The sequence below is a fragment of the Streptomyces sp. NBC_00353 genome (assembly GCF_036108815.1).
In the GTDB taxonomy this organism is placed as follows: domain Bacteria; phylum Actinomycetota; class Actinomycetes; order Streptomycetales; family Streptomycetaceae; genus Streptomyces.
In genome coordinates, this window is the sequence record NZ_CP107985.1 from 9,267,389 (window position 1) to 9,290,853 (window position 23,465).

The 23,465-nt window shown below is 67.7% G+C and carries 25 protein-coding genes and 3 pseudogenes; 17 read left to right on the forward strand and 11 right to left on the reverse strand.

Annotated features, from left to right (window positions below; translation table 11 throughout):
• The first annotated feature begins 27 nt into the window (after positions 1-27).
• Positions 28-213 carry a hypothetical protein gene (locus tag OHA88_RS41615; protein ID WP_328629405.1) on the forward strand — a complete coding sequence of 62 codons (186 nt, stop codon included), beginning with the start codon at positions 28-30 and terminating at the stop codon, positions 211-213.
• Positions 214-236: 23 nt separating this feature from the next.
• Entirely contained in the window at positions 237-434 is a 198-nt protein-coding gene (locus tag OHA88_RS41620) for a hypothetical protein (RefSeq protein ID WP_328629406.1), read from the forward strand.
• A 2-nt stretch (positions 435-436) separates the two neighbouring features.
• Here OHA88_RS41620 and OHA88_RS41625 read toward each other — a convergent pair whose 3' ends face one another.
• Together OHA88_RS41625 and OHA88_RS41630 are read right to left on the reverse strand one after the other, a co-directional pair.
• On the reverse strand, positions 437-1,384 hold the full coding sequence (locus OHA88_RS41625) for an NAD-dependent epimerase/dehydratase family protein (protein WP_328629407.1): 948 nt from the start codon (positions 1,382-1,384) through the stop codon (positions 437-439).
• A gap of 211 nt (positions 1,385-1,595) precedes the next feature.
• Complete coding sequence (locus tag OHA88_RS41630; RefSeq protein WP_328629408.1) at positions 1,596-2,537, reverse strand: alpha/beta hydrolase family protein; 942 nt, start codon at positions 2,535-2,537, stop codon at positions 1,596-1,598.
• Positions 2,538-2,823: 286 nt separating this feature from the next.
• Here OHA88_RS41630 and OHA88_RS41635 point away from each other — a divergent pair, with 286 nt between their 5' ends.
• Entirely contained in the window at positions 2,824-3,414 is a 591-nt protein-coding gene (locus OHA88_RS41635) for a TetR/AcrR family transcriptional regulator (protein WP_328629409.1), read from the forward strand.
• A gap of 208 nt (positions 3,415-3,622) precedes the next feature.
• Here the strand turns inward: OHA88_RS41635 and OHA88_RS41640 are convergent.
• Positions 3,623-3,853, reverse strand: a pseudogene (locus OHA88_RS41640) (universal stress protein); the annotation flags it as partial.
• On the opposite strand from OHA88_RS41640, the gene OHA88_RS41645 reads away from it, so the two are divergent.
• From OHA88_RS41645 to OHA88_RS41660, 4 genes are all read left to right on the forward strand, one after another.
• Positions 3,797-3,982, forward strand: coding sequence for a hypothetical protein (locus OHA88_RS41645; RefSeq protein ID WP_328629410.1), 186 nt, complete (start codon positions 3,797-3,799; stop codon positions 3,980-3,982). The pseudogene OHA88_RS41640 and the gene OHA88_RS41645 overlap by 57 nt on opposite strands.
• Positions 3,983-4,130: 148 nt before the next feature.
• Positions 4,131-4,301 (forward strand): hypothetical protein, encoded by a 171-nt coding sequence (locus tag OHA88_RS41650; protein WP_030932556.1) that lies wholly within the window; start codon positions 4,131-4,133, stop codon positions 4,299-4,301.
• Between the two features lie 464 nt (positions 4,302-4,765).
• Positions 4,766-5,182: a VOC family protein gene (locus OHA88_RS41655; protein WP_328629411.1), complete on the forward strand. Its 417-nt coding sequence runs from the start codon at positions 4,766-4,768 to the stop codon at positions 5,180-5,182.
• A 350-nt stretch (positions 5,183-5,532) separates the two neighbouring features.
• Positions 5,533-6,399 carry an RNA polymerase sigma factor SigF gene (locus OHA88_RS41660; RefSeq protein WP_328629933.1) on the forward strand — a complete coding sequence of 289 codons (867 nt, stop codon included), beginning with the start codon at positions 5,533-5,535 and terminating at the stop codon, positions 6,397-6,399.
• A 151-nt stretch (positions 6,400-6,550) separates the two neighbouring features.
• Here the strand turns inward: OHA88_RS41660 and OHA88_RS41665 are convergent, their stop codons facing one another.
• A complete protein-coding gene (locus tag OHA88_RS41665; protein ID WP_267007272.1) occupies positions 6,551-6,793 on the reverse strand; it encodes a hypothetical protein in 243 nt (80 codons plus the stop codon).
• A gap of 521 nt (positions 6,794-7,314) precedes the next feature.
• Complete coding sequence (locus OHA88_RS41670) at positions 7,315-7,584, reverse strand: GlsB/YeaQ/YmgE family stress response membrane protein (RefSeq protein WP_328629412.1); 270 nt, start codon at positions 7,582-7,584, stop codon at positions 7,315-7,317.
• Between the two features lie 736 nt (positions 7,585-8,320).
• On the opposite strand from OHA88_RS41670, the gene OHA88_RS41675 reads away from it, so the two are divergent.
• From OHA88_RS41675 to OHA88_RS41690, 4 genes are all read left to right on the forward strand, one after another.
• Positions 8,321-9,742: a ferredoxin reductase family protein gene (locus OHA88_RS41675; protein ID WP_328629413.1), complete on the forward strand. Its 1,422-nt coding sequence runs from the start codon at positions 8,321-8,323 to the stop codon at positions 9,740-9,742.
• 13 nt (positions 9,743-9,755) lie between these two features.
• Entirely contained in the window at positions 9,756-9,956 is a 201-nt protein-coding gene (locus tag OHA88_RS41680) for a hypothetical protein (protein WP_328629414.1), read from the forward strand.
• Positions 9,956-10,498, forward strand: coding sequence for a LysR substrate-binding domain-containing protein (locus tag OHA88_RS41685; protein ID WP_328629415.1), 543 nt, complete (start codon positions 9,956-9,958; stop codon positions 10,496-10,498). Before OHA88_RS41680 ends, OHA88_RS41685 begins: the two co-directional genes overlap by 1 nt.
• A 185-nt stretch (positions 10,499-10,683) precedes the next feature.
• A complete protein-coding gene (locus tag OHA88_RS41690; protein WP_328629416.1) occupies positions 10,684-11,121 on the forward strand; it encodes a GNAT family N-acetyltransferase in 438 nt (145 codons plus the stop codon).
• 177 nt (positions 11,122-11,298) lie between these two features.
• Here OHA88_RS41690 and OHA88_RS41695 read toward each other — a convergent pair whose 3' ends face one another.
• Positions 11,299-12,483, reverse strand: coding sequence for an arginase family protein (locus tag OHA88_RS41695; protein WP_328629417.1), 1,185 nt, complete (start codon positions 12,481-12,483; stop codon positions 11,299-11,301).
• Between the two features lie 281 nt (positions 12,484-12,764).
• Between OHA88_RS41695 and OHA88_RS41700 the strand changes: the two genes are divergently transcribed.
• On the forward strand, positions 12,765-13,454 hold the full coding sequence (locus tag OHA88_RS41700) for a type 1 glutamine amidotransferase domain-containing protein (protein ID WP_328629418.1): 690 nt from the start codon (positions 12,765-12,767) through the stop codon (positions 13,452-13,454).
• A 122-nt stretch (positions 13,455-13,576) separates the two neighbouring features.
• On the opposite strand, the gene OHA88_RS41705 is transcribed toward OHA88_RS41700, so the two are convergent.
• Complete coding sequence (locus OHA88_RS41705) at positions 13,577-14,155, reverse strand: ester cyclase (RefSeq protein WP_328629419.1); 579 nt, start codon at positions 14,153-14,155, stop codon at positions 13,577-13,579.
• Positions 14,156-14,262: 107 nt separating this feature from the next.
• Here OHA88_RS41705 and OHA88_RS41710 point away from each other — a divergent pair, with 107 nt between their 5' ends.
• Positions 14,263-14,874 (forward strand): TetR/AcrR family transcriptional regulator, encoded by a 612-nt coding sequence (locus OHA88_RS41710; protein WP_328629420.1) that lies wholly within the window; start codon positions 14,263-14,265, stop codon positions 14,872-14,874.
• Between the two features lie 116 nt (positions 14,875-14,990).
• Here the strand turns inward: OHA88_RS41710 and OHA88_RS41715 are convergent, their stop codons facing one another.
• Complete coding sequence (locus tag OHA88_RS41715) at positions 14,991-15,938, reverse strand: LysR family transcriptional regulator (RefSeq protein ID WP_328629421.1); 948 nt, start codon at positions 15,936-15,938, stop codon at positions 14,991-14,993.
• Positions 15,939-16,267: 329 nt separating this feature from the next.
• Between OHA88_RS41715 and OHA88_RS41720 the strand changes: the two are divergent.
• Positions 16,268-16,381, forward strand: a pseudogene (locus tag OHA88_RS41720) (muconolactone Delta-isomerase family protein); the annotation flags it as partial.
• Between the two features lie 318 nt (positions 16,382-16,699).
• On the opposite strand, the gene OHA88_RS41725 reads toward OHA88_RS41720, so the two are convergent.
• The gene (locus tag OHA88_RS41725) at positions 16,700-17,761 is read right to left on the reverse strand and encodes an alpha/beta fold hydrolase (RefSeq protein WP_328629422.1); all 1,062 of its coding nucleotides are present in this window, start codon (positions 17,759-17,761) and stop codon (positions 16,700-16,702) included.
• A gap of 387 nt (positions 17,762-18,148) precedes the next feature.
• A complete protein-coding gene (locus OHA88_RS41730) occupies positions 18,149-19,108 on the reverse strand; it encodes an SDR family NAD(P)-dependent oxidoreductase (RefSeq protein ID WP_328629423.1) in 960 nt (319 codons plus the stop codon).
• Positions 19,109-19,268: 160 nt separating this feature from the next.
• Here OHA88_RS41730 and OHA88_RS41735 point away from each other — a divergent pair, with 160 nt between their 5' ends.
• The 3 genes and pseudogenes from OHA88_RS41735 to OHA88_RS41750 all read left to right on the forward strand — a co-directional run bounded on the left by OHA88_RS41735 (position 19,269) and on the right by OHA88_RS41750 (position 22,276).
• The gene (locus OHA88_RS41735; protein WP_328629424.1) at positions 19,269-19,853 is read left to right on the forward strand and encodes a TetR/AcrR family transcriptional regulator; all 585 of its coding nucleotides are present in this window, start codon (positions 19,269-19,271) and stop codon (positions 19,851-19,853) included.
• Positions 19,854-20,322: 469 nt separating this feature from the next.
• Positions 20,323-20,442, forward strand: a pseudogene (locus OHA88_RS41740) (LysR family transcriptional regulator); the annotation flags it as partial.
• Positions 20,443-20,926: 484 nt separating this feature from the next.
• Entirely contained in the window at positions 20,927-22,276 is a 1,350-nt protein-coding gene (locus OHA88_RS41750; protein WP_328629425.1) for a carboxypeptidase regulatory-like domain-containing protein, read from the forward strand.
• A gap of 302 nt (positions 22,277-22,578) precedes the next feature.
• Here the strand turns inward: OHA88_RS41750 and OHA88_RS41755 are convergent, their stop codons facing one another.
• Positions 22,579-23,034 carry a DUF6884 domain-containing protein gene (locus OHA88_RS41755; protein WP_328629426.1) on the reverse strand — a complete coding sequence of 152 codons (456 nt, stop codon included), beginning with the start codon at positions 23,032-23,034 and terminating at the stop codon, positions 22,579-22,581.
• Positions 23,035-23,465: the final 431 nt, after the last annotated feature.

Consider the following 23,465-nt stretch of genomic DNA (forward strand, 5'->3'; position numbering starts at 1 on the left):
GCCGGCCCCCGGTCCACGCTGTCGACCTTGACCGCTTTGTGGAGCGGGGGGTTATTCCTGTGGTGGGCCGATGACGGACTGGCCGATCTGTTCGGCCAGCCAGGAGGCGCGCGGTTGCTCGGATCCGTCGGGATTGCTGCGGCGCACGTGGACGAGCACAGTGTGGTCATCGCCGCGCTCGTCGAGTTCTGCGGTGCGGCCGCAAGACCCTGACGCTGGTCACGAAACCGGGCATCGTGGTCGATGCCGATGCCCTGACACTGGAATACAGCAAGGTCAAGATCCGTCGGACGCCGGACCCTGGTACGCCGATCACGCTGCGAGTGGAGCTGGTCGGCAAGAAGAGCTTTGGGCGCGTCGTGGTGCGGCCCCCGCGTCGGACGTTCGGACAGTGGCTGCTGCGCAAGCCCACGCCCCTGCCTGTCGGCGATTGACTTCATCTTTTGTTGCCTGCGCGCAGCCACGCGATGTAGTCGCTGACGGCTTGCTCGGTGTCGTACTCGGCCTGGTATCCGGTGTCTTCCTGGAGGCGGCTGATGTCGAGGACCAGGTGCGGTGCATCGCCTCCGGTGGGGAGGCCGACCCGGGCGTCGGGGACCACCTTCCTGATCGCTTCGATGAGCTGGGCGTTGGTCGTAGCTCGGCCGGAACCGACGTTGTACGTACGGTGGTTCAGCTTGCCCGCGAGCTGAAGGAGCGCGATCGCCCGCCCGGTGTCCTTCACATAGTTGAGGTCGAGCCCGTCCTCGGCGAAGGCCGGCCCCACGAGGTTGGAGAGGTCCGGGGCGGTGCCGCGGGCGGCAGCGTGAATGAGGGCGGGCGCGGCGAAGAACGGATCGGGATGGCCGAGCGGGCCCCAGGTACCGGAGACGCGATAGTTGACGATGTCGACACCCGTCGTGTCGGCGAGGAATCCGCCCAGCAGTTCGCCGACCTTCTTGAAGGTGGGGATCGAGACGAGTGCGCTCATCGGCAGCGGAGCGTCCTCGCGTAGCGGTCCGTCGTTCGTGGCGCCGAAGTAGACCCCGATCGTGCTGGCGACGCCCAGACGCCGCACGCCCCATTCCTGCGCTGCCTGCGCGATGTTCAGCAGCCCGCCCAGCGCCTGCCGTGTCGCCTCGACCGGCGCGTCGGGGACGGGAGGCCAGGGATAGGACCCCGCCAGGTGCACGATGCCCGTGATGTCGTGGCGGTGGCCGATCGCGAGCAGGGCATCGCGATCGGTGACGTCCGCCTGCTCCACCTCCACCCGCGCTCCAGCGAGTACGGCCGGGAGTTCACGGGCATGGCGCTGGACCACAACGCAGTCTTCGCCCAGGTCGAGCAGCGCTCGCACGGTGTGGGATCCGATGAAGCCGAGACCTCCGGTGACGAGGATCATCATGTGTCCTTCCTGTAGCAATCCTGATGGTCAGCAGTGCCGACGATTCCGGCGAACATCCGCCGGAGGTGTCAGTTGAAACATGCGCAGGCGTGCATGGCCGAGTCGGGCGACGCTGCACTCGAGCCGTTCGGCGTCGCCTCACTGGGGGTCGGTGCCGGCTGCCATGGCGCACCGGGCCTGCCGGCGCTCGTGAGGCTCGGAGACAGATTGCTTACTTGCTCTGCAACTTCCCCAGCGGGTTGGGGTCTTCGTCCAGTGCGCTGGCCGCCGCCCGCCAGCTGGTGTCCTCCGGGTAGAGGGCGCTGCGCAGGAAGACCGTGGTGAGCTGCTGGATCAGGGCGACGCGTGCGGGGCTCTCGTCCGTCGTCTCGGCGACCTCGTACCCGGCGATTCCTCCCAGCGAGTGCTCGGCTTCGAACAGCGTGAGCAGGCTCTTGCTTCCCGGGCTGCACGTGTAGGGGTCGGTGAACCAGTCCGGTCCGCGAGTGGACAGGTGGGACTGGTCGTTGTCCCCGGCGACGATGAGAGCCGACGTGGTCATGCTGTCGAAGGACGGCCTCATGAATGGGAAGTTCTCGGCGGCGAAAGGGGTCAGGTCGTCGCCCAGGCCGGTCAGGGCGAGCAGTACACCCGCCTTGACCCGGGCATCGGACATGTCCTTTCCGGGAACACCCTCGGAGTCCAGGACGCGTGCGCCCAGCAGTGTGCTCGCCGTCTGGGCTCCCCATGAGTGGCCGGCCACAGCGATGCGGTCGTGGTCGAGGCGCCCGGCGAGGCCTGGCACGGAAGCTTCCAGAATGTCGAGTCCGTCCAGAACACGCGTGAGGTCCTCGATACGGAAGCGCCAGATCCGCGGCGTACGGGGGTCCTCGGCAGCGAGGCCGAGGGTCCTGGAGTCGAGGTGGGTGGGCTGCAGGACCACAAAGCCGCGCGCGGCCCAGAAGTCCGCCAGCGGGGCGTAGCCGTTCATCGACCAGCCGAAGCCGTGCGAGAAGACGATGACGGGAAGATCGTCGCCGGTCGCGGGTGCGGACACGCGGACCTGGAGGTCCTCACCGCGGCCCGGGGCGGACAGAACGACCGGCTTCGCGGACACGACCGTGGTGGGCGCATCCGCGATCTTCTGCTCGGTCGCGGTCTTCGAGTCGGACATGGAAGTGCCTTCCGTTCAGTGCCTTCGCACTCTTGGGTTCGGTGGGGCCGGCGGTCGGTGGCGCCGCAGGCCGGGCAGAGTGGGGAGCGAGGAGCGTTTCTCATGCGGAGCCACATCAACGCAGGTGCCGACCCTCGCGTGCTCTTCCCATCCGGGTGGAGCGTGACTGCGACAGCGGCCTGGTCGACCGCCTCCGGGTCTGCCATCATGGGTGAAACGGAACGTCGCTCCGTTAACAATACGGAACACTGTTCCGCTTTGCAAGACCTACGGAAGGAGTGCCGCGGTGAACGACAGCAGCCAGGGCCCGGGAAGCTCAGCCAGGTCCAAGCGCAAGGACGCCCGGCGCAACCAGCAGACCCTGTTGGACGCGGCCGCCGCGGTCTTCGTCACCTCGGGCGTGGAAGCGCCGGTACGCGACATCGCGGCCGAGGCCGGCGTCGGGATGGGCACGATCTACCGTCACTTCCCCACCCGGGCCGACCTCGTCATCGCCGTCTACCGTCACCAGGTCGACGCCTGTGCCGAGGCCGGCCCGGCCCTGCTGGCGACCAGCTCGACACCCCATGCCGCCCTGGGGCGGTGGGTCGACCTCTTCGTCGACTTCCTGGTCACCAAACACGGCCTGGCCGCCGCGATGCAGGGGGACACTGCTGGCTTCGAGGCGCTGCACGCCTACTTCCTCGAACGCCTCCTGCCGGTGTGCACCCAACTCCTAGACGCTGCTGCCGCCTCCGGCGAGATCCGCTCCGACCTCGACGCCTACCAACTCATGCGCGGCATCGGGAACCTCTGCATCGGCGCCGACAGCGACCCCCGCTACGACGCGCGCCGACTGGCCGCGCTCCTCGTCGCAGGACTACGCCAACCGATGTGACGAAATCCGGGGCCTGACCGGCAAATTCCACGTCGGCAACCAGGCTGTTCGCCTCACATGCGGGGCAGGATTCGACCAAGTCGTAGTCGACGTACGTGTAATGGCTGTGGGAGTCGAATCCCTGCACGTAGAAGGCCTCCGGCGAACGGTCGGGTACGTCCTGATGTCCGCCGTCCCTCTGCTGACCCGCCGAGCGGCCTGTTCGGACGGCGCTGTTGCGCAGTTCTGCCAGGGTGTCCATGGTCAGGTGTCGGGGTGTGTGGTCGGGCCCGATGAGGGCGACCGTGCAGGTGGCGGCGCGGGTGAGGGCACTGGTGAAGCTGCCGTCGGCGAACTGGGTGAGCGGGCCGCGCGGTGAGTGTCCGACCGCGACGGTGCGGGCGTGTACGTCCGCGGCGTGCTGGGTGAGGGCGCGGCCGGCGGCGGCGTGGTTGCCGATTGTTGGTCTTCGGGGTCAGGCGCAGTCGATGACGAGGAAGCCGAAAGCTCGCAGCGCACCGCGCAACTACTGCGCAGTTGGCCGCCCGTCATCGGCGACCGCAAGTCGTTGACCGGCCGCGAGGAATAGCGGGTGCAGCCCGTTGTCTGCCTTTTGTTCGAGGTACGTGAGGCGCGGGGCCGTATCACATGCCCATGCTGAAGCATAAGAAACACATAAAGATCGGACGCATGACCGGGTGATGCCAGGGCACACGATGCTCTGGAGGTTGATAACTATGGTTCCCCTGCTTCTCGTTCTTCTGCTCGCCCTGCTTCTCTTCGGTGCCGGCTTTGCACTGAAGGCCCTGTGGATCGTCGCCGTGATCGTGCTGGCCGTCTGGCTGCTCGGATTTGCCATGCGTTCCGTCGGAGCCGGTGGTCGTCGTGGCCGCTGGTACCGCTGGTAGAGAGATGCAGTTCTAGCCCAGTAATGCAGGGCGGCTCCACACCTCCAGGTGTGGAGCCGCCCCGCATTTGTCTGCCTCTCCATACATTCACCGCCCCCCCCATGCGCGGGTCTGGTTCGACAACCACGACTGGGGCGGCCTGAACCCGGGCCGGACTTCTACGACCGGTATTCCGCATGCCCGGATTCCACTGGCTTCCTTCTGACATCCGGACGGAACGCCGTCACTGCTCAGTTGAACGCGTACGGGATGGGCGCTTCCTTGTCATCGTCCGGCATCTTGACCGCGCACGGGAATCCCGTGCGCCGGCCATGCAGCCCCGCCCTGGAAGCTGTCGAAACGTACGGCGTGACGGAGCAGCTGGTCGCGCGGAAACATCCCGAAACGGACACAGGCCGAACCTGCCGACAGTGAGCACTGGCTGCTGCCCGTGTGTTCTGAGCGCCGGCGGGTACCGGAATCACATGACTGTTGCAAAAACAAGTTTTCTCGTGCTGGACTGCGCGGAGCCCGAAGCCCTGGCGGATTTCCACGCCTCACTCCTCGATGCGGAAATCCAAGGCATGAGCGATCCTGATTTTGTGGAACTCGTCGGCCACAACGGCGTACACCTGGCGATCCGCCGGGACCATGGCTACGCCCCACCGAGCTGGCCGCGGCCGGAGGACGCCCAGCAGGCGCATCTTCGGATACTCGTCGCGCACGATGATTTGGACGAGGCGGAACGCGAAGCCGTGAGTCTCGGCGCAATCCCGATAGACACCAAGGACAGCAGTGGGCCACGTGGCGTACGTTTCTATGCCGACCCTGCCGGGCACTCCTTCTCCCTCGCGGTGTCCCCACGAAACGAACCGGCGGACCGAGGAGAGAAAGCACCATGAAGCGTCAGACCGAGCCGGTTCGAACTCAACTCCTGGATTCCCTCCCCACTTTGGAGCGGGCCGTACAGGTGTAGGCCGACACCCGGATGCTCAGCGCCCGCGCGACGAGCGGCCCGCGGAACGGTCCGTGGCCTGCCAAGGGGTGCTGTCGCGCCGGACCTTGACGCCTCTCCTCTGAGACTGCTGGGTGCACACGGCGGCCCTCGGTGTCTGGACACGCCGGCAGTAGGAAGGGGGGAACCGTCCTGTTTGTTCGGGGAGGGGTTGGTCACGGGCTTCGGGGGCAGGTGACGCGTGGCAGTCGATCGAGGATTGGTGGCGACGTGACGAGATCCATCCAGGCCCAAGGAATGTCCGTAGCACCGGAGCGGACGACATCGTCGGCGCGCAGCGAGCGGATCGTGGGTGACCTGCCGTGGATCGAGGACGCGGGCAAAGTGGCGCCCAAGGACGCGCGGGCCTTGTCCAAGCTGTTCTTGGACCAGCTTCAGGTCCTCGAAGAAGGCACACGCGAATACCAGTACGCCCGCAACACTCTGATCGAGATGAACCGGAGCCTGGTTGTCTTCGCCGCGAGCAGGTTCCGTAACCGCGGCAGAGGCGAGATGGAGGACATCCTCCAGGTTGGCACGGTCGGCCTGATCAAGGCCATCGACCGCTTCGACCTGTCACGCGAGGTCGAATTCACCTCCTTCGCCATCCCTTACATCGTCGGGGAGATCAAGCGGTTCTTCCGTGACACCAGCTGGGCTGTCCACGTCCCCCGCCGTCTGCAGGAACTCCGCTTGGAACTGGCCAAGGCCAAAGAGCAGTTGGCAGTCGCCCTGGACCGCCAGCCCAGCGTTCACGAGCTGGCCGAGTACCTCGACCTGAGCGACGATGAGATCAACGAGGGCCTGGTGGCCTCCAACGGCTACATGGCCGGCTCTCTCGACACTCCCGGCGGGAACGACGACGAAGCCGACGGCGGCCCCACCTATGCCGAGATCCTCGGCGACCGCGATCCCGCCATGGAACTCGTGGAAGACCTTCACACTCTGGCTCCGCTCCTGGAAGAGCTCGACGACCGGGAGCGCCACATCGTCGAGATGCGCTTCGGCCAGGAGATGACCCAGTCCCAGATCGGTGCGGAACTGGGCGTTTCCCAGATGCACGTATCCCGGCTTCTGGCCCGCACCCTGACCAAGCTCCGCACCGGCATGCTCGCTGACGCCTGAGCCGACCGTCAGAGGCTGTATGGGGACCCGCCCCTTGTATATATGCGTCGCCGGCGGCCAGGACGCGAAAGCGGAGGACCAGTGCGCCCAAGCCCGTGCGGGGCGTGCCGGCGAGTCAGGACTCACTCCTACCTCGCTGCCCAGGAACGGTTCAGGCGTGATCCACGAGCTGGGACCGGGACAAACCTTTCTCACGCGCGCAGTGTGCGCAGCAGAAGAACTGTCCGTCAGCTTGCATGCCGTGGCCAAGGATGCGGCACTGGCAGTTGACACAGGTCGGGGCCATCTTCTGGGCGGCGCACTCGATGCTGTCGAAGACGTGGACCGCCCCTCCCGCGGCACGTACCTCGAACGCCAGCTCGTAGTCGTTGTGGCATACCTCGCACACGGCCATGAACGATCCTTCCTTGCTGCTGAATCGATGAGCTGGGGCGCCCGCCCGTTTGCCCGTGAAGGCGCGGCGACCTGGACATTAGCGAAAGGGCGCCCCGATCCTCTGGCGGCGCGTGGACTGCGACCCGACCGCCCTGCCGGAATCACTCACATGGCGTCGCGCCCCCGCTCGAGCCCGATCTGGCTTGCTCGGCCCGGCTTGACAGAGGTTGCGCAAGCGGGCGATGCGGAGAATCGCATGCTGGACGATCCGGGGGCTCGTGGCGTGCCGGTTGTGCCAACACCGGCGACGTGGACCGTGTTGTGAGCTCCAGTGCCTGAGACGAGGCACGCCTGACGTCGAGGGGACGTCCGGCAAAGCCCTCTTCGACGATCCCGGTCACGCGCTGCGGGCGAACACGCCCCCACGGATGCAACGACATACGGCCACGGGCGCTGGCGACTGCACAGCCACCGGTGCGCTCGCCACGAGGTTCTCGATGCCGGGCCGGCGGTCCGTGGCGACGCCGTTCTCCAGGCGCCTCAGTGGGAGCGTCGTCGTCCTGCGATGAGCCGGTAGACGGCCAGGACGATGACGGATCCGACTACGGCGGCGATCCAGGTGGAGAGGTGAAAGAAGCCTTTGATCGAGTGCACGCCGAAGATGACCTTTCCCAGCCAGCCGCCCAGAAGGCCGCCGGCGATGCCGATCAGCATCGTGATCAGGCAGCCTCCCGGGTCCCTGCCCGGCATCAACGCCTTAGCGATGGCACCGGCCAGCAGGCCGATCAAGATCCACGCAATGATGCTCATACACACGCACCTTTCACCCAAACACCGTTGCTCACTGTCCCTCGTCTCCCACTTCGGCCACAGGGAACGCTTGGCCACTACCAGCCGGACAACGTCCAGCATCCGTCAGCGGCTGCCCCGCACCACTTCAACGCGCGGGGCGATGTTGATCTGGCTGAGTGCGGCCATGCCCGAGGCTCAGACGCTGTGAGGACTCGACGAGCACAGCGCTGAGCCCTTCGTCGAGGGCGACGCTTTCTCGACCATACGCAAACCTCACCCTGGGCAGCCGGCCCGCCGATCGATGAGGCCGGAGGACCGCTCATCCACCTCCCAATGCGCTGGGGCACGGGCGAGGAGCATCGCTGTACGCAACAGCCCGTGCGGGCTCGATGGGACTGGTCTGTTTCGATCCTCAGCGGAACCGCCTCAGGCCCTGCTCGACAAGCCGTTCACGTCGTCGGTCCGCTGCGACCGTCCGTCCGCCGGACGTGCAGGTCGGTCGGCGGTGATCGCGCGCTGGAGAGAGTTCGGCATCCGCGTCGTCTCCGGTCTGCTGCGCCGCCGTGAACTTCGGCGCGGTGGGTTCGGGCAATGTGCGTTCCGGAGGATTTGTGCGCCACCGCCGTGATCGGACTGAGGGCCGCCGGGCCCGCGGCTTAATCCGCGGTCAGAGGATCCTCAAGAGGACCTTAAGGATCACGCATATGCCTCTGAACAGCGTCTTTTCCTCGTCCTGCGCCTCTAGTCTCGCCGCGTGACGATCGAGGCCACTGACGATTCCCGGCTTGCCGACCCCCCGGCGCTCGCGGCGTATCTGGCGACGCAGCAACCGAAGGAGCAGGTTCCGGCGCGCACCCACGTGCCGGAACCCGCGCGCCTGTCGCCACACGGTCTGAAGGCGACGCTCGGCGGCGGTGCCGCGGGCGTCGTCGCGCTCTGGGGCGCCCAAGTGAAGCCGTCGGCGAGGCTCGACGCACTCTTCGCGACCGCCGCCCATCTCACCGGTCTGCTCGCCGGGTACGGCGTGCTCGTCATGCTGCTGCTGATGGCGCGCGTGCCCGCGATCGAACACGGCATCGGCGCCGACCGGCTCGCACGGTGGCACGGGCGCGGCGGACGGCATGTCCTCACACTGTGCCTGGCGCACATGGGTTTCGCTCTGTGCGGATACGCGGCCCACACCGGCACCGACCTCTTCTCCGCCGTCAGGGACCTGCTCGGATACGGCGGGATCGCTGCCGCCGCTCTCGGCACCGCGCTCCTGGTCGCCGTCGGTGTCACCTCCGCGCGTACCGTGCGCGGGCGCGTCCCGCACGAGACCTGGCGGGCCGTGCATCTGCTCGCCTATTCGGCGGCCGCGCTCGCTTTCGCGCATCAACTCGTGGGACCCGACATAGCGGGCAGCGTCCTCGCAGTCTGGGTGTGGGCGATGCTGCATGCCTTCGTCGCGGTGCTGCTGCTCTGGTACCGAGGCGTTGTGCCCGTACGCCAGGCGCTCCGCCACAGCCTGCGCGTCCTCGATGTACGCCGTGAGGGGCCGGATGTCGTCTCGGTCGTTGTGCAGGGCATCAGTCTGGACGAACTCCGGGCCGAATCCGGCCAGTTCTTCCGTTGGCGTTTCCTTCAGCGCAGGCTCTGGCGCACCGCACTGCCCTTTTCGCTGTCCGCGCCCGCCCGCGACGACACCCTGCGGATCACGGTCAAGGTGATCGGCGACCACACCCGGCGGATACGGCGGCTGAAGCCCGGCACCCGTGTGCTGGCCACCGGTCCGTTCGGGGCGATGACCGCCCACCGCCGTACGCGGCGCAAGGTGCTGCTGCTCGCGGGCGGTGTCGGTATCACGCCGATGCGGGCACTGTTCGAGACGCTGCCGGGCGGCCCCGGCGACATCACGCTCCTCTACCGTGCGAACAACGCGGCCCAACTGGTGCTGCGCGAGGAGCTGGAGGCCATCGCCCGTACCCGGCAGGCCGGGCTGCACTATCTCCTCGGGCCCTCCGATGCCTCCTTCGACCCGCTGGCACCGCAGTCGCTGCGAACTCTGCTCCCCGACCTCGTCGAGTACGACGTGTATCTGTGCGGGCCGCCGGGAATGGCGGACGCCGCGACCGCTGCGCTCACCAGGGCGGGCGTCCCGGCCGAGCGCATCCACTCCGAAAACTTCTCGTACTAGGGCAGGGATCCTCATGGCACGTCACCGCAGACCTCGCAGGACCGGCCGCGGCCGCACTCACCGGTCGCGTCGGCAGCTCGTCACCGGGCTGGTCGGAGCGAGCGCGCTCGCCGCGACCCTGCTGACCCTGATCGTCGACCCGGCCGCCCCGCCCGCCCCGGACCGCTCACCCGCCGCAGGAACCTCGGACGTCGCTCAACTGCCGCGTCATTGATGGACGCCACACAATCTCGGGGGAGTGGTGAGGTCTGGTATTCAAGTGGCGAACGGACCTGCTTCATAACCGACTACCCCTCCCACGAACGGCTTCTTCGCCACACCTCCGTCACCTACACCCCACCCCGGAAACCGACGCACCGTCATCGTCCACACTCGCGAAGACGGCTCCACCGGGGTCGGGCTCCTCACCAGTGCCGGCCGCATCCCGCCGACACGGGTGTCGCCGACTGGGACACGGCCATCCTCCTCGCAGAGCTCGGCCTCGGCCACGCCGTCGTACCCGCCCTGCCCGACCGCCACGGCGCGGACCACAACAGCGTCCGCCTGATACCGCTTCCGGCACTGCCCGCCCTGTCCGCCGGTTGGGCGGTTCGCCGGTGGGACGCCTTGAGCCCACTGGCTCGCGTGTTTGCCGACACCGTTACCCAGAAATGCGCGGAGATGCCCGGAGCACTCGTAGACCGGACATGGTGTCCCGTCTCATTTGACCTTGGCTGTCGCCGGGGTTGTGACATGGGTGGATGCCAGGACGCGTGAGACGGAAACACGCCGGGATCTCAGATGATGGTGTCCTCCCAGCGGCGCCTGTGCGGGGCTGTGTCGCTTGAAGTTATCGGTCACGGGTGGCGGCACCGGATGATCAGCGCGTCATTGAAAGTCGATAGCAGTACCGTGTCTTGCCGGCGTGTCCGGCGGTCCTGGCAGGCGGATAGGCTCCCGTCATGGACGTCCGTGTAGAGATCATCCAGGAAGCGAGTGAGGAACTCGTCGAGGCCTTCGGCCGACTGCTGCCGCAGCTGTCTGCGACGGCCAACCCTCTCGACTGTGAAGCGGTCGACCGGATGGTGACGTGTGATGCCAACACGGTGCTGGTCGCCCGGACATCCGACGCGATCGTCGGCACCCTGACGCTGGTGCTGCTGCCCTTGCCGTCCGGACTGCGGGCCCGGGTCGAAGATGTAGTGGTTGACCGCACGGCGCGAGGCCAGGGAATCGCGGGCCTTCTTACCGAGAAGGCCCTGCAGATCGCCAGGGAAGCAGGCGCCCGGACAGTCGACCTCACCTCCCGTCCGGATCGTGTGGCAGCGAACCGGCTTTACGAACGTCTCGGCTTCCAGGTCCGGCAATCGACGGTCTATCGCTTCTCGATCGATCGGTAGGAGAGCCATCCCAGTCGCAACTTGGGTCCCAGGGAAGTCGTCCTCGACGCCATGCGTCGGCGGTAGGCCCGACGCCCGACACCTGCCGTCAGTTGCAGCACCGGAACCAGACCAGCTGACTTGATCCACAGGTCTTGACGATTCCTCCATGGATCGGCTGAACAGGCTCGCTCCCGGTCAGGGTTGGGTGAAGGTCGTCTGGAGGAGGTCGGCGAGGAGAGCCGCGCAGGAGCCGTCGGGGTCGAGATCGGGGTCGTAGATGGTGAGGTTGAATCCTACGCAGCGCTCGGACCGCACCAAGGTCCTTAGCAAGGGGGCGAGTTCGTCAGGCATCAGCCCTCCGGGGTCGGGGCTGTCGACGGCGGGCATGACGGAGGGGTCCAGCACGTCCGCGTCCAGATGCACCCAGAACCCCTCGGTCACGGGCACTTCAAGTGTCTGCAGAACCGCCCCCGCCAGCTCCTCGGCGCCCCACTCCCGGATCTCCCCGACCGTCGCGTTTGTGATCTTCAATTCGGCGAGTTCGGACCGCTCTTCGTCGTAGTCCCGGATGCCGAAGACTCGTACGTCCTCGTCCCTGACATACGGCTGCAACCCTTCGAGGTCCGTCAGGTCCGCCTGGCCGCGGCCGGTCGCGATGGCGAGCTCTTCGCCGCCCGCGGCACCGATACGGTCGGAGTTCCCGGGGTGCCGGAAGTCCGCGGATCCGTCGATGACGGCGAGTCCGTACCGCCCGATGCGGCGGAGCGCGAGCGAGGCGCCGAGCTGGATGGAACAGTCCCCGCCCAGTACGACCGGGAAGTCCCCTGCCCGGACGTGGTGCTCGATGCGGTCGGCGAGTCTGCGGGTGTACGTGGCGATCGCCTCAGCGTTGAACACGCCGTCGCCTTCCCTCCAGCCGCCGCGGTCGTAGCGGGGCGGCACGACGACTCCGCCCTCGTACGCCCCGATCCGCTGCACCAGCCGCTGCTCGCGCAGCGCTCCGGCCAGCTTGTAGCACCCGGGCACGGTGCCTTCGGTGGGCGGCCGGAGGCCGAGGTTGGACGGGGCGTCAATGACGACGATGCGGCGCATCCGGCCATTCTGACCGCGCGGGGCGGCGCGGGCCACAGTGTTTCGCCGCCCGCGGAAGCGGAGCGGTCCACGGCGGGCCCCGGGGCGGGCCGGGTGCTCAGCGCCGGCTGACGCTGAAGCCCTGGCGAGCTCCAGGGCAGGATGCCGTAGCGCCGAGTGCGCCCACAGCCGCTCCGATGACTCCGCCAAGAAGTCCTGCAAGTCCCGTGTCCATGCCGTGAGTCTGTGGGATGCCGGCCGGCCTTGCCAGGACGGTGCAGATTTCGGGCTGTCGGCACAGACACTCAACCGGGCAGCCGCGGAGTCCGCTCGACGGGAGGTCCCCCATCTTGGAGAGGTGGGTACAGACCTGCCGACGTGAACTTCTGGACCGCACCCCGATCTGGCACCGATGTCATCTCCTCCAGACGCTGCGGGAGTTCGAACGGTTCTGCCCGGATGACACTTTCGGCTCGCGCAGTCCGGCAGATCGGCTGCGACATGTGGCAGGGTTCATACTCGAACATAAGGTGCGCCTGCAATGAATCTACGCCAATCGCATTAAATGTGGACGAGGAGTCGATTGTTCGATGGCGAAGCTACTTTTCGTGATGACCGGCGCGGCGTACTGGACGCTCAAGGACGGCACCAGGCACGCGACGGGTTACTGGGCCGAGGAGTTCGCGGCCCCGTACAAGGCGCTCACCGCGGCCGGCCATCAGGTCGTGGTCGCCACCCCCAACGGGGTGATCCCGACCGTGGACATGATGAGCCTGCGCCCCGAGATGGCCGGCAGCGCTCAGACCGCTCTCGATCTGGAGGCGATCATTCGCTCTGCAGAGGTGATGCGGCGGCCGATCCATTTGGCGGACGCCCGCCTGGAAGATTACGACGCCGTCTACTTCCCGGGCGGCCACGGCCCCATGGAAGACCTGTGCGTGGACGCGGACGCCGGACGGTTGCTGACCGCGGCGCTCGCCGCCGGCAAGCCCCTCGCCATTGTCTGCCACGCCCCGGCCGCGATGTTGGCGACCAGGATCCACGGCGTATCACCCTTCGCCGGCTACCGGATCACGGCGTTCACCAACGAGGAAGAGAACGCGGTCGGGCTCGGCCCGAAGGCCCGCTGGTTGTTGGAGGACGAGCTCATCGACCTGGGAGTGGAGTTCACCAAGGGCGAGATGTGGAAGCCCTATACGGTGGTTGACCGCAACCTGTTCACTGGGCAGAACCCTGCCTCGGCAGCCGTGCTGGCCGAACGTCTGCTCAAGGTCCTTTGAGTAGCGTCGCCGCGGTTTGCGTGCCGCAGGGGTCCTGCCTGCGATGCGGCCTGCGCCGGTAGGCGGTGGCCGTTGCTGTCCATCAGGGCGCAGCGGTCGCCGTTGACGGATTCCTGGAGGCTTCAGCGGTTCGGGTGCGCCGTATCGCGGAGCAGGGCGGCTGCCTCGGCTGCCTGGGTCGCGACCTGGGCGGCTGCGCGAGCGGCTCGGCCGGTCATCCGCCACGCGAGCATGCGCAGGGCGGTGGCCGGGGCCGGGGGAAAGACGCCGAGTTGGCCGAGCATGGTGATGTCGTCGCGTACTGCTTCGTGCCTGATCACCTTGCCGTCACAGAGGTCGAGTACGTGTATCTGCTCGAAATCGATTGTGCGTCCGGTGGGAGGGATGGCCTGGTCGAGGGCCTCGTCCTTGAAGCGTACGAACGGGCCGGTGTGCCGTCCTTGCATGCGCAGCCGTACCCAGATCTGGTGGTCGTTGCGGGCGACGCCGAGGATGGGAAACCGCAGGTCGCTGAAGGCCGAGCGCATCCACGCGCCCGACGCCAGGACGCCTGCGGGGCCGGGGATCGCGCAGGCCGGGGGCGAGACGGCCGCTTCGCGGTTGTGGAACTCCTCGCCGACCACGTCGGCGGCCAGAACCGGATCCCCTGTCTCGAGTATCTGGAAGAGGCCGTGGGCCAGTTCCGTGGTGTCCATTCCCATGACGTGCATCGCCTTCGCTCGCTGTGTGATCCGTCGGACCCATATTAGGGTTACAAGCCGCCTAATGAATAGTGCGGCCATGTGATGATGCTGCTTACGATGGCGTCATGTCGTCCAAGCGTGCCTACATCTCCCCCTTGCGTGAGCAGGCCGCCGCGCAGACCCGCGCACTGATCCTTCAGCGGGCGGCGGAACTGTTCGCGGACCGTGGCTACGGACGGGTGACCGTCGCGGACATCGCGTCGGCGGCCGGCGTCGCGTCGAAGACCGTTTTCGCGAGTGTCGGGAGCAAAGGCGACATCCTGGACCGGATCGTCGGCCAGGGCGTGGTCGCGTCCGGTTATGAGCAGGCCATGCGGCAGATCCTCGCCCTGCGGACACCGGAGGCAGTGCTGGAAGCGCTGGCGCGCGGCACGCGGGCGGGCAACGAGGGGCAGTTCACGGTGCACGAGGCGATCCGCAAGGCGCTGCCCGTCCACGAGCACGGCGAGGTGCTGTGGGAGCGCGCCACCGCGGCCTACCGGGACGCTCTCCGCACCGCTGCCCGCCATCTGCACACCCTGACGCCGCCACCCTCCTACCCGGTGGAGGAGACGGCCGATCTCCTGTGGTTCTGGTTCGGCCCGACGGGCTGGCGCACTCTGGTGGTGGAGAACGGCTGGTCGTGGGACCGGGCCGAGGATTTCCTTCGCCGTACCGCAGTCACCACTCTTTGCTGAGCTCACGCCGGGCTGCCAGGCGCGTCGAGTGGAGCCTCTTTCCCGGCGGCGTCAGTCCAGCCGGTTACTCGTTGTAGCTGTCGTGGGCTCCACGTCAGGGATCGTTGCGCTCGGAGTCAGTGGTGGCGCTCCGATGGTGTGCCGGGATACCTACTGCTGATAGGGGCCCCGTCGGGCTGCCAGGCGTCCGGGGCATGGATTCCGAGGTCGTCGACTCCCGTGGTGAGGGCGTCGACGGCGGCGAGGACCGCCGCGCGGACTTCACTTCTGCGCCAGACCAGAGACCAGGTCCAGTAGACCTTGGGTGCGATCACGGGACGCTGGACCAGGTCCGGCGGCAGCGGTGTGGTCTGGCCCTTGGGGGAGTTGACAACCGGACGGGGGCTGCGGCGGACGTGGTCGAAGAATGCGGGTCCGGTGATGCCGCCGTCGGAGATGCGTACCGCGTGGGCGCCGGTGTCACGGGTCAGTTGTTCGGCGAAGGTGTTCCAGGACGACCAGGAGGTGGTGTCGTCGTCGAGGAGGACCGCGGTGTCACGGGCGGGGATATCGCTGGGGTCATTTCCGGTGGTGACCGCATAGAGCCGGTCGGCACCGATGAGTTGGGCTCGCAGGTCGTGCCGTTCCAGGTCCTCGTTCTGTACCCAGCACACGGCGAGGTCGAGGCTGCCGTCGGAGACCCGGGCGGCCTGGGCGTGGGAGGGCGCGATCCAGGTGTCGATGTGCAGTTGGGCGACTGCGGAGGTGCGGGCGATCAGGTCGGCGGGGAGCCAGTTGACGTAGCCGAGCCGGACCGGCTCCGATCCGCCCAGCTCATGGGCACGGCGCTGGAGGTCGTCGGCCCGTTCCAGCAAGGCACGGGTGTGCGGCAGCAGGGCCGTACCGGCCGGGGTGAGGGACACGGAGCGGCGGTCGCGATCGAACAGCCGCACGCCGAGGTCGCGTTCGAGCGCCTTGATCTGCTGGGACAGGGAGGGGCCGGCGATCAGCAGCCGCTCGGCAGCCCTACTGAAGTTCAGTTCCTCGGCGACTGCGACGAAGTACCGAAGCTGGCCCAGCTCCACGCTCTCATGGTACGTCGCTGGGAGGAGACTGCGCCTTCCAGCAGGGAGGAAGCCGGTCGTGGGGTCTGCCCCGGCAGCAGGCAGACGATGAGGACGTGCCTTCAGGACCGGCTGCTCCTGCTCGACCCCGGTCGGTCGAGCGTCGTCCGATCGGAGCGACGGGCTGTTCACGCCGTACCCCACCTCCAGCGTTCGGCCCCGACCGGGCGCCACCCCCAACGGAGAAACCCCATGCGCGAGTTCCTGGTCGAGGTCACCACCGCCAGACCCAAGGCACAGACTCGGCCGAGGTCGACCGGCGCCGTGCCGTCGAAGCAGCCCGGGCCAAGGTGCTGACCGCCACCGGCAACCTGTTCCGGCTGCGGCCCTCGGTCGGCGAACCGCGCAGCATCGGCGTGTGGCGCGCCGCGGACGAGGACGAGCTTCACGAGAAGGTGTTCGGCACCCTGCCGCGCTCATGGATGACGCTCACCGTCACCTCTCTCGAGTCCCACCCCAACGACCCGGGTCAAGCCGACGCCACCGCGCGACCGTCAGATCCACTCGCGGTCCTCACCGCCGCCACCACGACACGGCGGCGGCGAGCCGTTCCCCGCCCGGATACGTCCACCACGTCCTCGAGGGCGTTCGCCGACTGGTGCGGAGCTGGTCAACGGCACGCGGGATCAGTGATGACGACGGCAGGCACGGTCTTCCATCGGAGGACCAAGGCGAGCGATTCCCGTTTCGGGGCTGGACGAGCCGGTGGACCGGACGCTGCGTCAGAAGTGGTCCACGTCGATGACAGCCTGAGCGAAGGCTGTGGGCGCCTCCTGCGGCACGTTGTGGCCGATGCCCTTCAGGGTGCGATGGTCGTACTTGCCCGTAAACCTGTCCCGGTACGAAGAGCCGTCTCCCGGTGCGGTGAAGGGGTCGTGCTCGGCGTCGAGGGTGATGGCGGGCACCGCGATGACCGGCCGTGCGGCGAGTTGCTTCTCGAAACGGTCGTAGCGGCGCTCGCCGTCAGCGAGGCTCAATCGCCAGCGGTAGTTGTGGATCACGATGTCGGCATAGTCGGGGTTCTCGAAGGCTGCAGCCGTGCGCTCGAACGTGGCGTCGTCGAAGCCCCAGGTCGGGGAGACGGTGTCCCAGACAAGCCTCGTGAGGTCGTGCCGCTTCGTCTTGTCCTCCATGGCGAGTCGGCCCCGCTCCGTGGCGAAGTAGTACTGGTACCACCAGGCGTATTCGGCCTTGGGCGGCAGGGGCTGCTTGTTGGCCTCGAGGTTCGTGATGAGGTATCCGCTGACGGACACCAGCGCCTTGACCCGCTCGGGCCGGAGCGCCGCGATGATGTCGGCGGTGCGCGATCCCCAGTCGAAGCCGGCAAGGACGGCTTTCTCGATCTTGAGGACGTCCATCAGGGCGATGATGTCGAGGGCGATCGCGGACTGCTGGGCGTTGCGGAACGTCCGGGAGGAAAGGAAGCGCGTCGTGCCGTGGCCGCGGAGGTAAGGGACGATGACCCGGTAGCCCTCTGCCGCCAGCAGGGGAGCGACGTCGACGAAGCTGTGGATGTCGTAGGGCCAGCCGTGCAGGCAGATGACCACAGGGCCATGGGCGGGGCCGAGTTCGGCGTAGCCGATGTCCAGCAGACCGGCTTTGATCTGCTTCAGCATGGCGAAAGAGGTGTGTGTGCCGGGGGTGACCGTGAGTGCGGTCGGTGCCGTGGTTCCGTTCTGCGTGGCGGCAGAGGCGGTCGGAAGACTCTGCAGGCCGGCCAGTGAAGCGGCGGCCGCGCCCGTGCCCAGCCCGAGAGCCTTGCTGAAAGTGCGCCTGTTGATCACGTGACATCCTCCGTGCGTTTCGATGCGCTGACCTGCGCGTCACATGTCTGAGTCGATCAACCATGTGCGATTGCCATGGTTTGCATGCGCGTTGACTGTCGCACGCGAGATCGTCACCGGTCAAACCGGTGACGAAATCTCTTCGGTCGCGCTTGCTTGAGCCGGTGTCCTCCACGCCGAGACCCCTGGACCTCGGCGTGGCTTTCTGATCCGGAGCCGCATGGGTTCGATGTGGTCAAGCGGGTGGGCTGCAGAAGTTCGGCGAGGCAGGCGAAGCGGACTCCGGCTCGCCGTGCTGACGCTGGGTCGGATACGGTGCCGCCGCCATCGGTGATCAAGACCGTGGTGCCTTGAAGTCCTGGTTCGGGTAGGGGGTGTGTGGCGCCGTCAGGCGGTCGTTGCGGCGGCCGCGAGCATGTCGACGGAGATCTGCCACAGGCGGGCCGCGTGCTGCGGGTCCAGGGCGTGGGCGGCGACCCCGCGTCGTACGCCGGGCTGGTGAGGGCGGGCCTCATTGCAGTCTTCGAAGTACCGGCCGGTTACGCCCTCGGTCAGCGGGGAGGCGGCGAGCAGTACCGAGGTCGCGGCACCCTGCTCGATGTTCTTCCAGGACACGTCGGTGCTGGTGGCGTCGAACGAGGCCGGGCTGTTGGCGATGTCCCCGATATGGCGGCCGAGTCGGGTGCTGGTGATGCGGCCAGGGTTGAGGGCGTTGACGGCGATCAGGTCGGATGCCCAGCGGCGGCCCGCCTCGGTGGCGAACAGGACGTTGGCGGTCTTGGACTGGCTGTAGGCCGCCCATGGGTCGTAGGCGTGCTGCTCGAAGTTGATGTCGTCGAAGAGCACGTCGCCGTTGACGTGGCCGACCGAGCTGACGGAGACCACGCGTGCTCCGCGGGCCGCTGCCAGGTTGCTGTGCAGGCCGGTCGCGAGGGCGAAGTGGCCGAGGTGGTTGGTGGCGAATTGCATCTCCCAGCCCTCCTTCGTCCGCTGCAGCGGCGGGGCCATCACGCCCGCGTTGAGGGCCAGGATGTGCAGCGGCCCCTGCCAGGCCTTTACGAAGGCGCGCACCGAGGTCTGGTCGGCGAGGTCGAGCATCGTTGCGCGCACCGTTCCCGGGCCGCCGGCCGGTGTGATCTCCGCGGCAATCCTTGCGCCCGCGGCCAGGTCGCGGACGCCGATGGTGACCTCCGCACCGGCAGCGGCCAGGACGCGCGCGGTTTCGCGTCCGATGCCGGAGGTTCCCCCGGTGACGATGGCATGGCGGCCGTTGAGGTCGACGTCGGCCAGCACCTCGGCGGCGGTCGTCTGTGCCCCGAAGGGGGTGGTGATGAGGTTGTCGGTCATGACGCTCTCCATGGAGACGGTGGAATGGGCGGCCGGGCGCGGTTGGTGGCGTGGACGCGCGGGCCGCCGTACTCTCATATCCGGAACGGGTTCCGGTTCGCGCTTTCGACAGTAAGCGGAACTAGTTCCGCTTGCAAGTGACGGCAGAAAGGAGTCGGGATTGACCGGCAACGAGGCGGACGCAGCGCGGCACCGCAGGCCCCTGCGCGCCGACGCGCAACGCAACGAGGACCGGCTGCTGCAGGCAGCAGCAGCCGCCTTCGCCCGCGAGGGTGCGGGCGCCTCGGTCAAGGACATCGCCCGCGAAGCCGGCGTCGGCGTCGGCACGCTCTACCGCCGGTTCCCTTCCAAGGAGCTGCTGATCGAGGCGACCTACCGGCACGAAGTGCAGCGCCTGTGCGAGGTGGCACCACACCTCGCGGCCACGCAGCCGCCGGTGGACGCACTGCGGACCTGGATGGAGAGCTTCATCGACTTCATGGCCGCCAAGCACGGCATGGCCGACGCGCTGCGCGTGATACTGACCGACGACAGAGAGAGGCTGCACACTCGGGCTCTGCTCGCCGACGCCATCGACCACCTGCTCGCCCCCGCAAAAGGCCGGTCAGTGGCACGGCCGGATGTCAGCGCCCAGGACGTACTGATGGCCCTCGGCGGGATCAGCCTCATGGCTTCAAACGAGGAACAGGGTGACCTGGCCACCAGGCTCATCGACCTGCTCCTGCATGGCATCGTGGCGAGCTGACACGATCAGGCGGGCTCCAGGCGGACGCATCTTGCGGTGCTGGGAGACAGCGCGTCCAGGATGCGGGACGTGGTGGTGGACCGCACCGAGCCGGGTCGCGGCACGCCCGGGGTGCGGTGCTTCGCCAGATCGGTGCACGGCCTTCTCGTCGAGCGTTGCCATGGCATTCCTCCTGGTCCGTGATTTGTTCGGGGCGGGCCGACTGTGTTTTGCGCCGTCGCCGACGGGACAAGGGGACGTTGCCGGCACGGTCCGTCAGTAGTGGCAGGTTGCCGGTCCTGATGGGGCACGGCCGCTCCGCGGACGAGCGCACAGCGGCCGCCTTGCGCGTTCCGGTGAGATCACCCGCTCTGACGTCCTGTCGCGCTTCCACGACTCGAGGGTGCGCTGCCACCAGGGGCGACGCTACGACCGGCTTCCTTTCTGTTGGTAGGCGCGGCCTTCCATCGGATACGGCCGAGCGAATGGGGTGCTGCGCAAAGCGCGCTGGTTTCACGCGGTTGCCGATGGACCGAACGTCGGTCGGGCCAACGAGCGGCTGCTGATCGCCGGACCTACCCTCTCGCGGCAGATCAAGGTGCGTGAGCGTGGCTCCCGGACGGTCCAGGGAGTCCGAACTCTTCGCTTCTCGGCGGTGTGCCGATGATGATCGTCCACGACAGCACCGAGACTGTCGGTCGCCGCCACGTCGCCGCCGAAGGGACGGTCCCGGTGCATCCGGAAGCGGTCGCCTTCGCCGGAACGTCGATCACTTGGCGGTGAACGCACCACCGCCTGCCCCGCTTTGGCGCCTCGTCCGGCAACAACGGCTCTGTCTGCGCCCACTGCGCGTCTGTCAACGGCACACCGGACCAACCATCCGATGGTCGGAACGAATTGCCCCAGCGAATATCCGGTCGCGGCCGACTGGGTCGGTCCTCCTGAATTGCCACATTCTGAAGGTCGCTCGATATGTGCTCTGAGCCCCTCACATCTGGACATGTTCGACAGTGCTGCCCCAACCCGACCATAGGGTTTGGGTCATGAATTCCTCCTCGTCCGCCAGTCCTTTGCCGCCTGGGGCAAGCAGAACGATGCGTCCGGTACTCGGCCCCAGCTGGTTCGCGGCCGTCATGGGCACTGGCATCGTCGCCAACGCCGCGGTCACCCTGCCCCGGAGCTTCCACGGACTGCGGACCGCGGCCACGGTGGTCTGGCTGGGCGCCGCGCTACTGCTGATGGTGCTGGCCGTCCGTTACCTCCGGCAGCGGGCGCTGCGGGTACACGCGGCTGATCCGATGGTGGCCCAGTTCTTCGGTGCGCCGCCGATGGCGCTGCTCACGGTGGGCGCCGGGGCGCTGCTGCTCGGCCGGAGCCTGATCGGGCTCGAGGCGGCGCTGGCTGTGGACTGGGTTCTCTGGTCGCTCGGTACCGCGCTCGGTCTTGCCACTGCTTGCGCGGTGCCTTATCTGATGGTCACCCGCCACCGCTTCGCGCCGGACGCGGCGTTCGGCGGCTGGCTGATGCCGGTGGTGCCGCCGATGGTCTCCGCCGCGACGGGCGCGCTGCTCGTCCCCTACACACCGGCCGGGCAGCTGCGGCTGGCCCTGCTGCTGGGCTGCTACGCGATGCTCGGGCTCGGTCTCGTTGCGGCACTGCTGGTGCTGGCCATGATCTACAGCCGCCTGGTGCACCACGACGCACCCACCGGAACGGTGGTGCCCACGGTGTGGATCGGCCTGGGAGCGTTGGGCCAGTCGGTGACGGCGCTCGGTGCGCTGGCCGTGGTGGCGCCGAGCGTGCTGCCCGCGCCCTACGCGCGGGGCACCGCGGTCTTCGCGCTGCTGGGCGGAATCGTGGTGTGGGGCTTCGCCATGCTGTGGCTGGCGCTCGCCATAGGGCTGACTGTGCGGACGATCCGTGCCGGACTGCCCTTCGCCCCCACTTGGTGGTCCTTCATCTTCCCGGTCGGCGCCTGCGTGACTGCTACCGGCACCCTTGCTGCGCGGACCGGCTCGGAGCCGTTCATCTGGACGGCCGTCGTGCTGTATGCGCTGCTCGTCATCGCCTGGGTGGTGGTGGCCGGCCACTCCCTACGCCACACCGCCAAGCATGTGCGCCGCCAGCCCGTCGCCGGGCACGCGCGCCGGCGGTCCGTCGAGCCGGACCTGCGGCTCGATGTGGCTCCCGTACTCAGTGGCACCGTCCGCACCGCCATCGACGGCCGCCCGATCTCCGAGGCCCGCGTCACTCTCCTCGACCCGGTGGGCGACATCGTCGGCATCACGCTCACCGCCGAGGACGGCTCTTACGCCTTCACCGATCTCGAAGCCGACCGCTACACCGTCGTAGCTGCGGGGTACCCGGCTCAAGCGGCACCCCTCACCCTCGCTGCCACCGGCCAGGACGCCTTCGATCTGACGCTGGCACACGACGAGGGATGAACAATATCTGTCACTGATGGGGCCCGCTCCGCGCGTTTGGAGCGGGCCCCGGAGTGGCTCTCGCGTGATCATCGGGGCAGTGGCTTCGGCGAGGTCATTCGGTACGGCATCTGTCATTCGGGACTCAAATGGGCGCTGTTTCGCGGCGAGGCCGAGGCCACCGCCGACCGCGCCGCGGACCCACTCGCCAGGACGATGCTCCATAGCCACCAGCACTGTCGATGCCATGCGCTGCGCACGTGTTCTGTGGCCACGCAGCGGTCGGCCGAGGGCCGACCGCCTTCAAGCAGCCGCATGTGGTGTCACATCAGCTGCTGATCCCGCCGATTGCGCAGTGCTGCGAGTCGGGCCATTTGCTCGCCCATGCCGCGTGTCCCGGCCAGCGGCGTGCGGGCGTGCGGCCAGATGGTGCGGACGAGGCTGACATGCCGTGCCCCGCCGAGGGCCACAACGGGGTCGAGGAGCACGATGTCGCGCATGGTCGCCTGCTTCAGGAGGACTTGGGCCGTTATGGCGTCGGCAGCGCCATGGGGTGTGTCGTACGGCTCGATGACGTCGTCGAGGTCGAGCAGGCCGTGGCGTGCAGAGAGGATGAGCAGCCGATCGGGCTGCAGTGCATCAGCCGCCTTACGGCACGCACGGTGATACGAGCCGACATACATATCTGCCGCTCGTGCGCGCCGGCCCAGTTTGCGGCTACCGCACGGGATGACGACGAGTTCTGGTTCGAAGCAGTCGAGATAGTCGTTCGCTGTCATTCCTGTCGTCCTGCCTGTTGGCGTGTGATGTGAGCGGCACCACTACTGTGCTCACCCGGTACGAGTCTCATCCGAGACGGTGTCGCCGGTCTGTCGACCGGGGAACCGGTGATGTGGGACCGGCGGTGGGGTCGACTCGGCGGCCGTGAGATCGCGGCTGATGACCTACAACCGAGCTCTGGACCGAGGCGATGTCGGGGCGCGTGGACTACGAGCCCTCGGATCAGGACGCGCGGCACCGGAAATCAGGTCTCAGCCGTGCGGTGGCAGCGTTCCACCCGTAAGCCACCTTTCTGCCGCAATGTCCTGATGTGACGCTGTTATGGCATTCCTGAGTCTCTCTCTCGGCAGCCGCGATGCCATAGCGTCGGTGGTCCGACAGGGTCGGATGGGTTCGCCTCCACGACGGATGTTCAGTGGAAGTGAAGTCT

What these genes read in the sequence shown, in the direction of transcription:
- OHA88_RS41625 (WP_328629407.1), bottom strand. Translation starts at nt 1,384, where the DNA reads ATGATGATCCTCGTCACCGGAGGTCTCGGCTTCATCGGATCCCACACC.
- OHA88_RS41630 (WP_328629408.1), bottom strand. Translation starts at nt 2,537, where the DNA reads ATGTCCGACTCGAAGACCGCGACCGAGCAGAAGATCGCGGATGCGCCC.
- OHA88_RS41650 (WP_030932556.1), top strand. Translation starts at nt 4,131, where the DNA reads ATGGTTCCCCTGCTTCTCGTTCTTCTGCTCGCCCTGCTTCTCTTCGGT.
- OHA88_RS41655 (WP_328629411.1), top strand. Translation starts at nt 4,766, where the DNA reads ATGACTGTTGCAAAAACAAGTTTTCTCGTGCTGGACTGCGCGGAGCCC.
- OHA88_RS41660 (WP_328629933.1), top strand. Translation starts at nt 5,533, where the DNA reads ATGTCCGTAGCACCGGAGCGGACGACATCGTCGGCGCGCAGCGAGCGG.
- OHA88_RS41665 (WP_267007272.1), bottom strand. Translation starts at nt 6,793, where the DNA reads ATGGCCGTGTGCGAGGTATGCCACAACGACTACGAGCTGGCGTTCGAG.
- OHA88_RS41670 (WP_328629412.1), bottom strand. Translation starts at nt 7,584, where the DNA reads ATGAGCATCATTGCGTGGATCTTGATCGGCCTGCTGGCCGGTGCCATC.
- OHA88_RS41680 (WP_328629414.1), top strand. Translation starts at nt 9,756, where the DNA reads ATGGCACGTCACCGCAGACCTCGCAGGACCGGCCGCGGCCGCACTCAC.
- OHA88_RS41685 (WP_328629415.1), top strand. Translation starts at nt 9,956, where the DNA reads ATGGACGCCACACAATCTCGGGGGAGTGGTGAGGTCTGGTATTCAAGT.
- OHA88_RS41690 (WP_328629416.1), top strand. Translation starts at nt 10,684, where the DNA reads ATGGACGTCCGTGTAGAGATCATCCAGGAAGCGAGTGAGGAACTCGTC.
- OHA88_RS41700 (WP_328629418.1), top strand. Translation starts at nt 12,765, where the DNA reads ATGGCGAAGCTACTTTTCGTGATGACCGGCGCGGCGTACTGGACGCTC.
- OHA88_RS41705 (WP_328629419.1), bottom strand. Translation starts at nt 14,155, where the DNA reads ATGGGAATGGACACCACGGAACTGGCCCACGGCCTCTTCCAGATACTC.
- OHA88_RS41710 (WP_328629420.1), top strand. Translation starts at nt 14,263, where the DNA reads ATGTCGTCCAAGCGTGCCTACATCTCCCCCTTGCGTGAGCAGGCCGCC.
- OHA88_RS41730 (WP_328629423.1), bottom strand. Translation starts at nt 19,108, where the DNA reads ATGACCGACAACCTCATCACCACCCCCTTCGGGGCACAGACGACCGCC.
- OHA88_RS41750 (WP_328629425.1), top strand. Translation starts at nt 20,927, where the DNA reads ATGCGTCCGGTACTCGGCCCCAGCTGGTTCGCGGCCGTCATGGGCACT.
- OHA88_RS41755 (WP_328629426.1), bottom strand. Translation starts at nt 23,034, where the DNA reads ATGACAGCGAACGACTATCTCGACTGCTTCGAACCAGAACTCGTCGTC.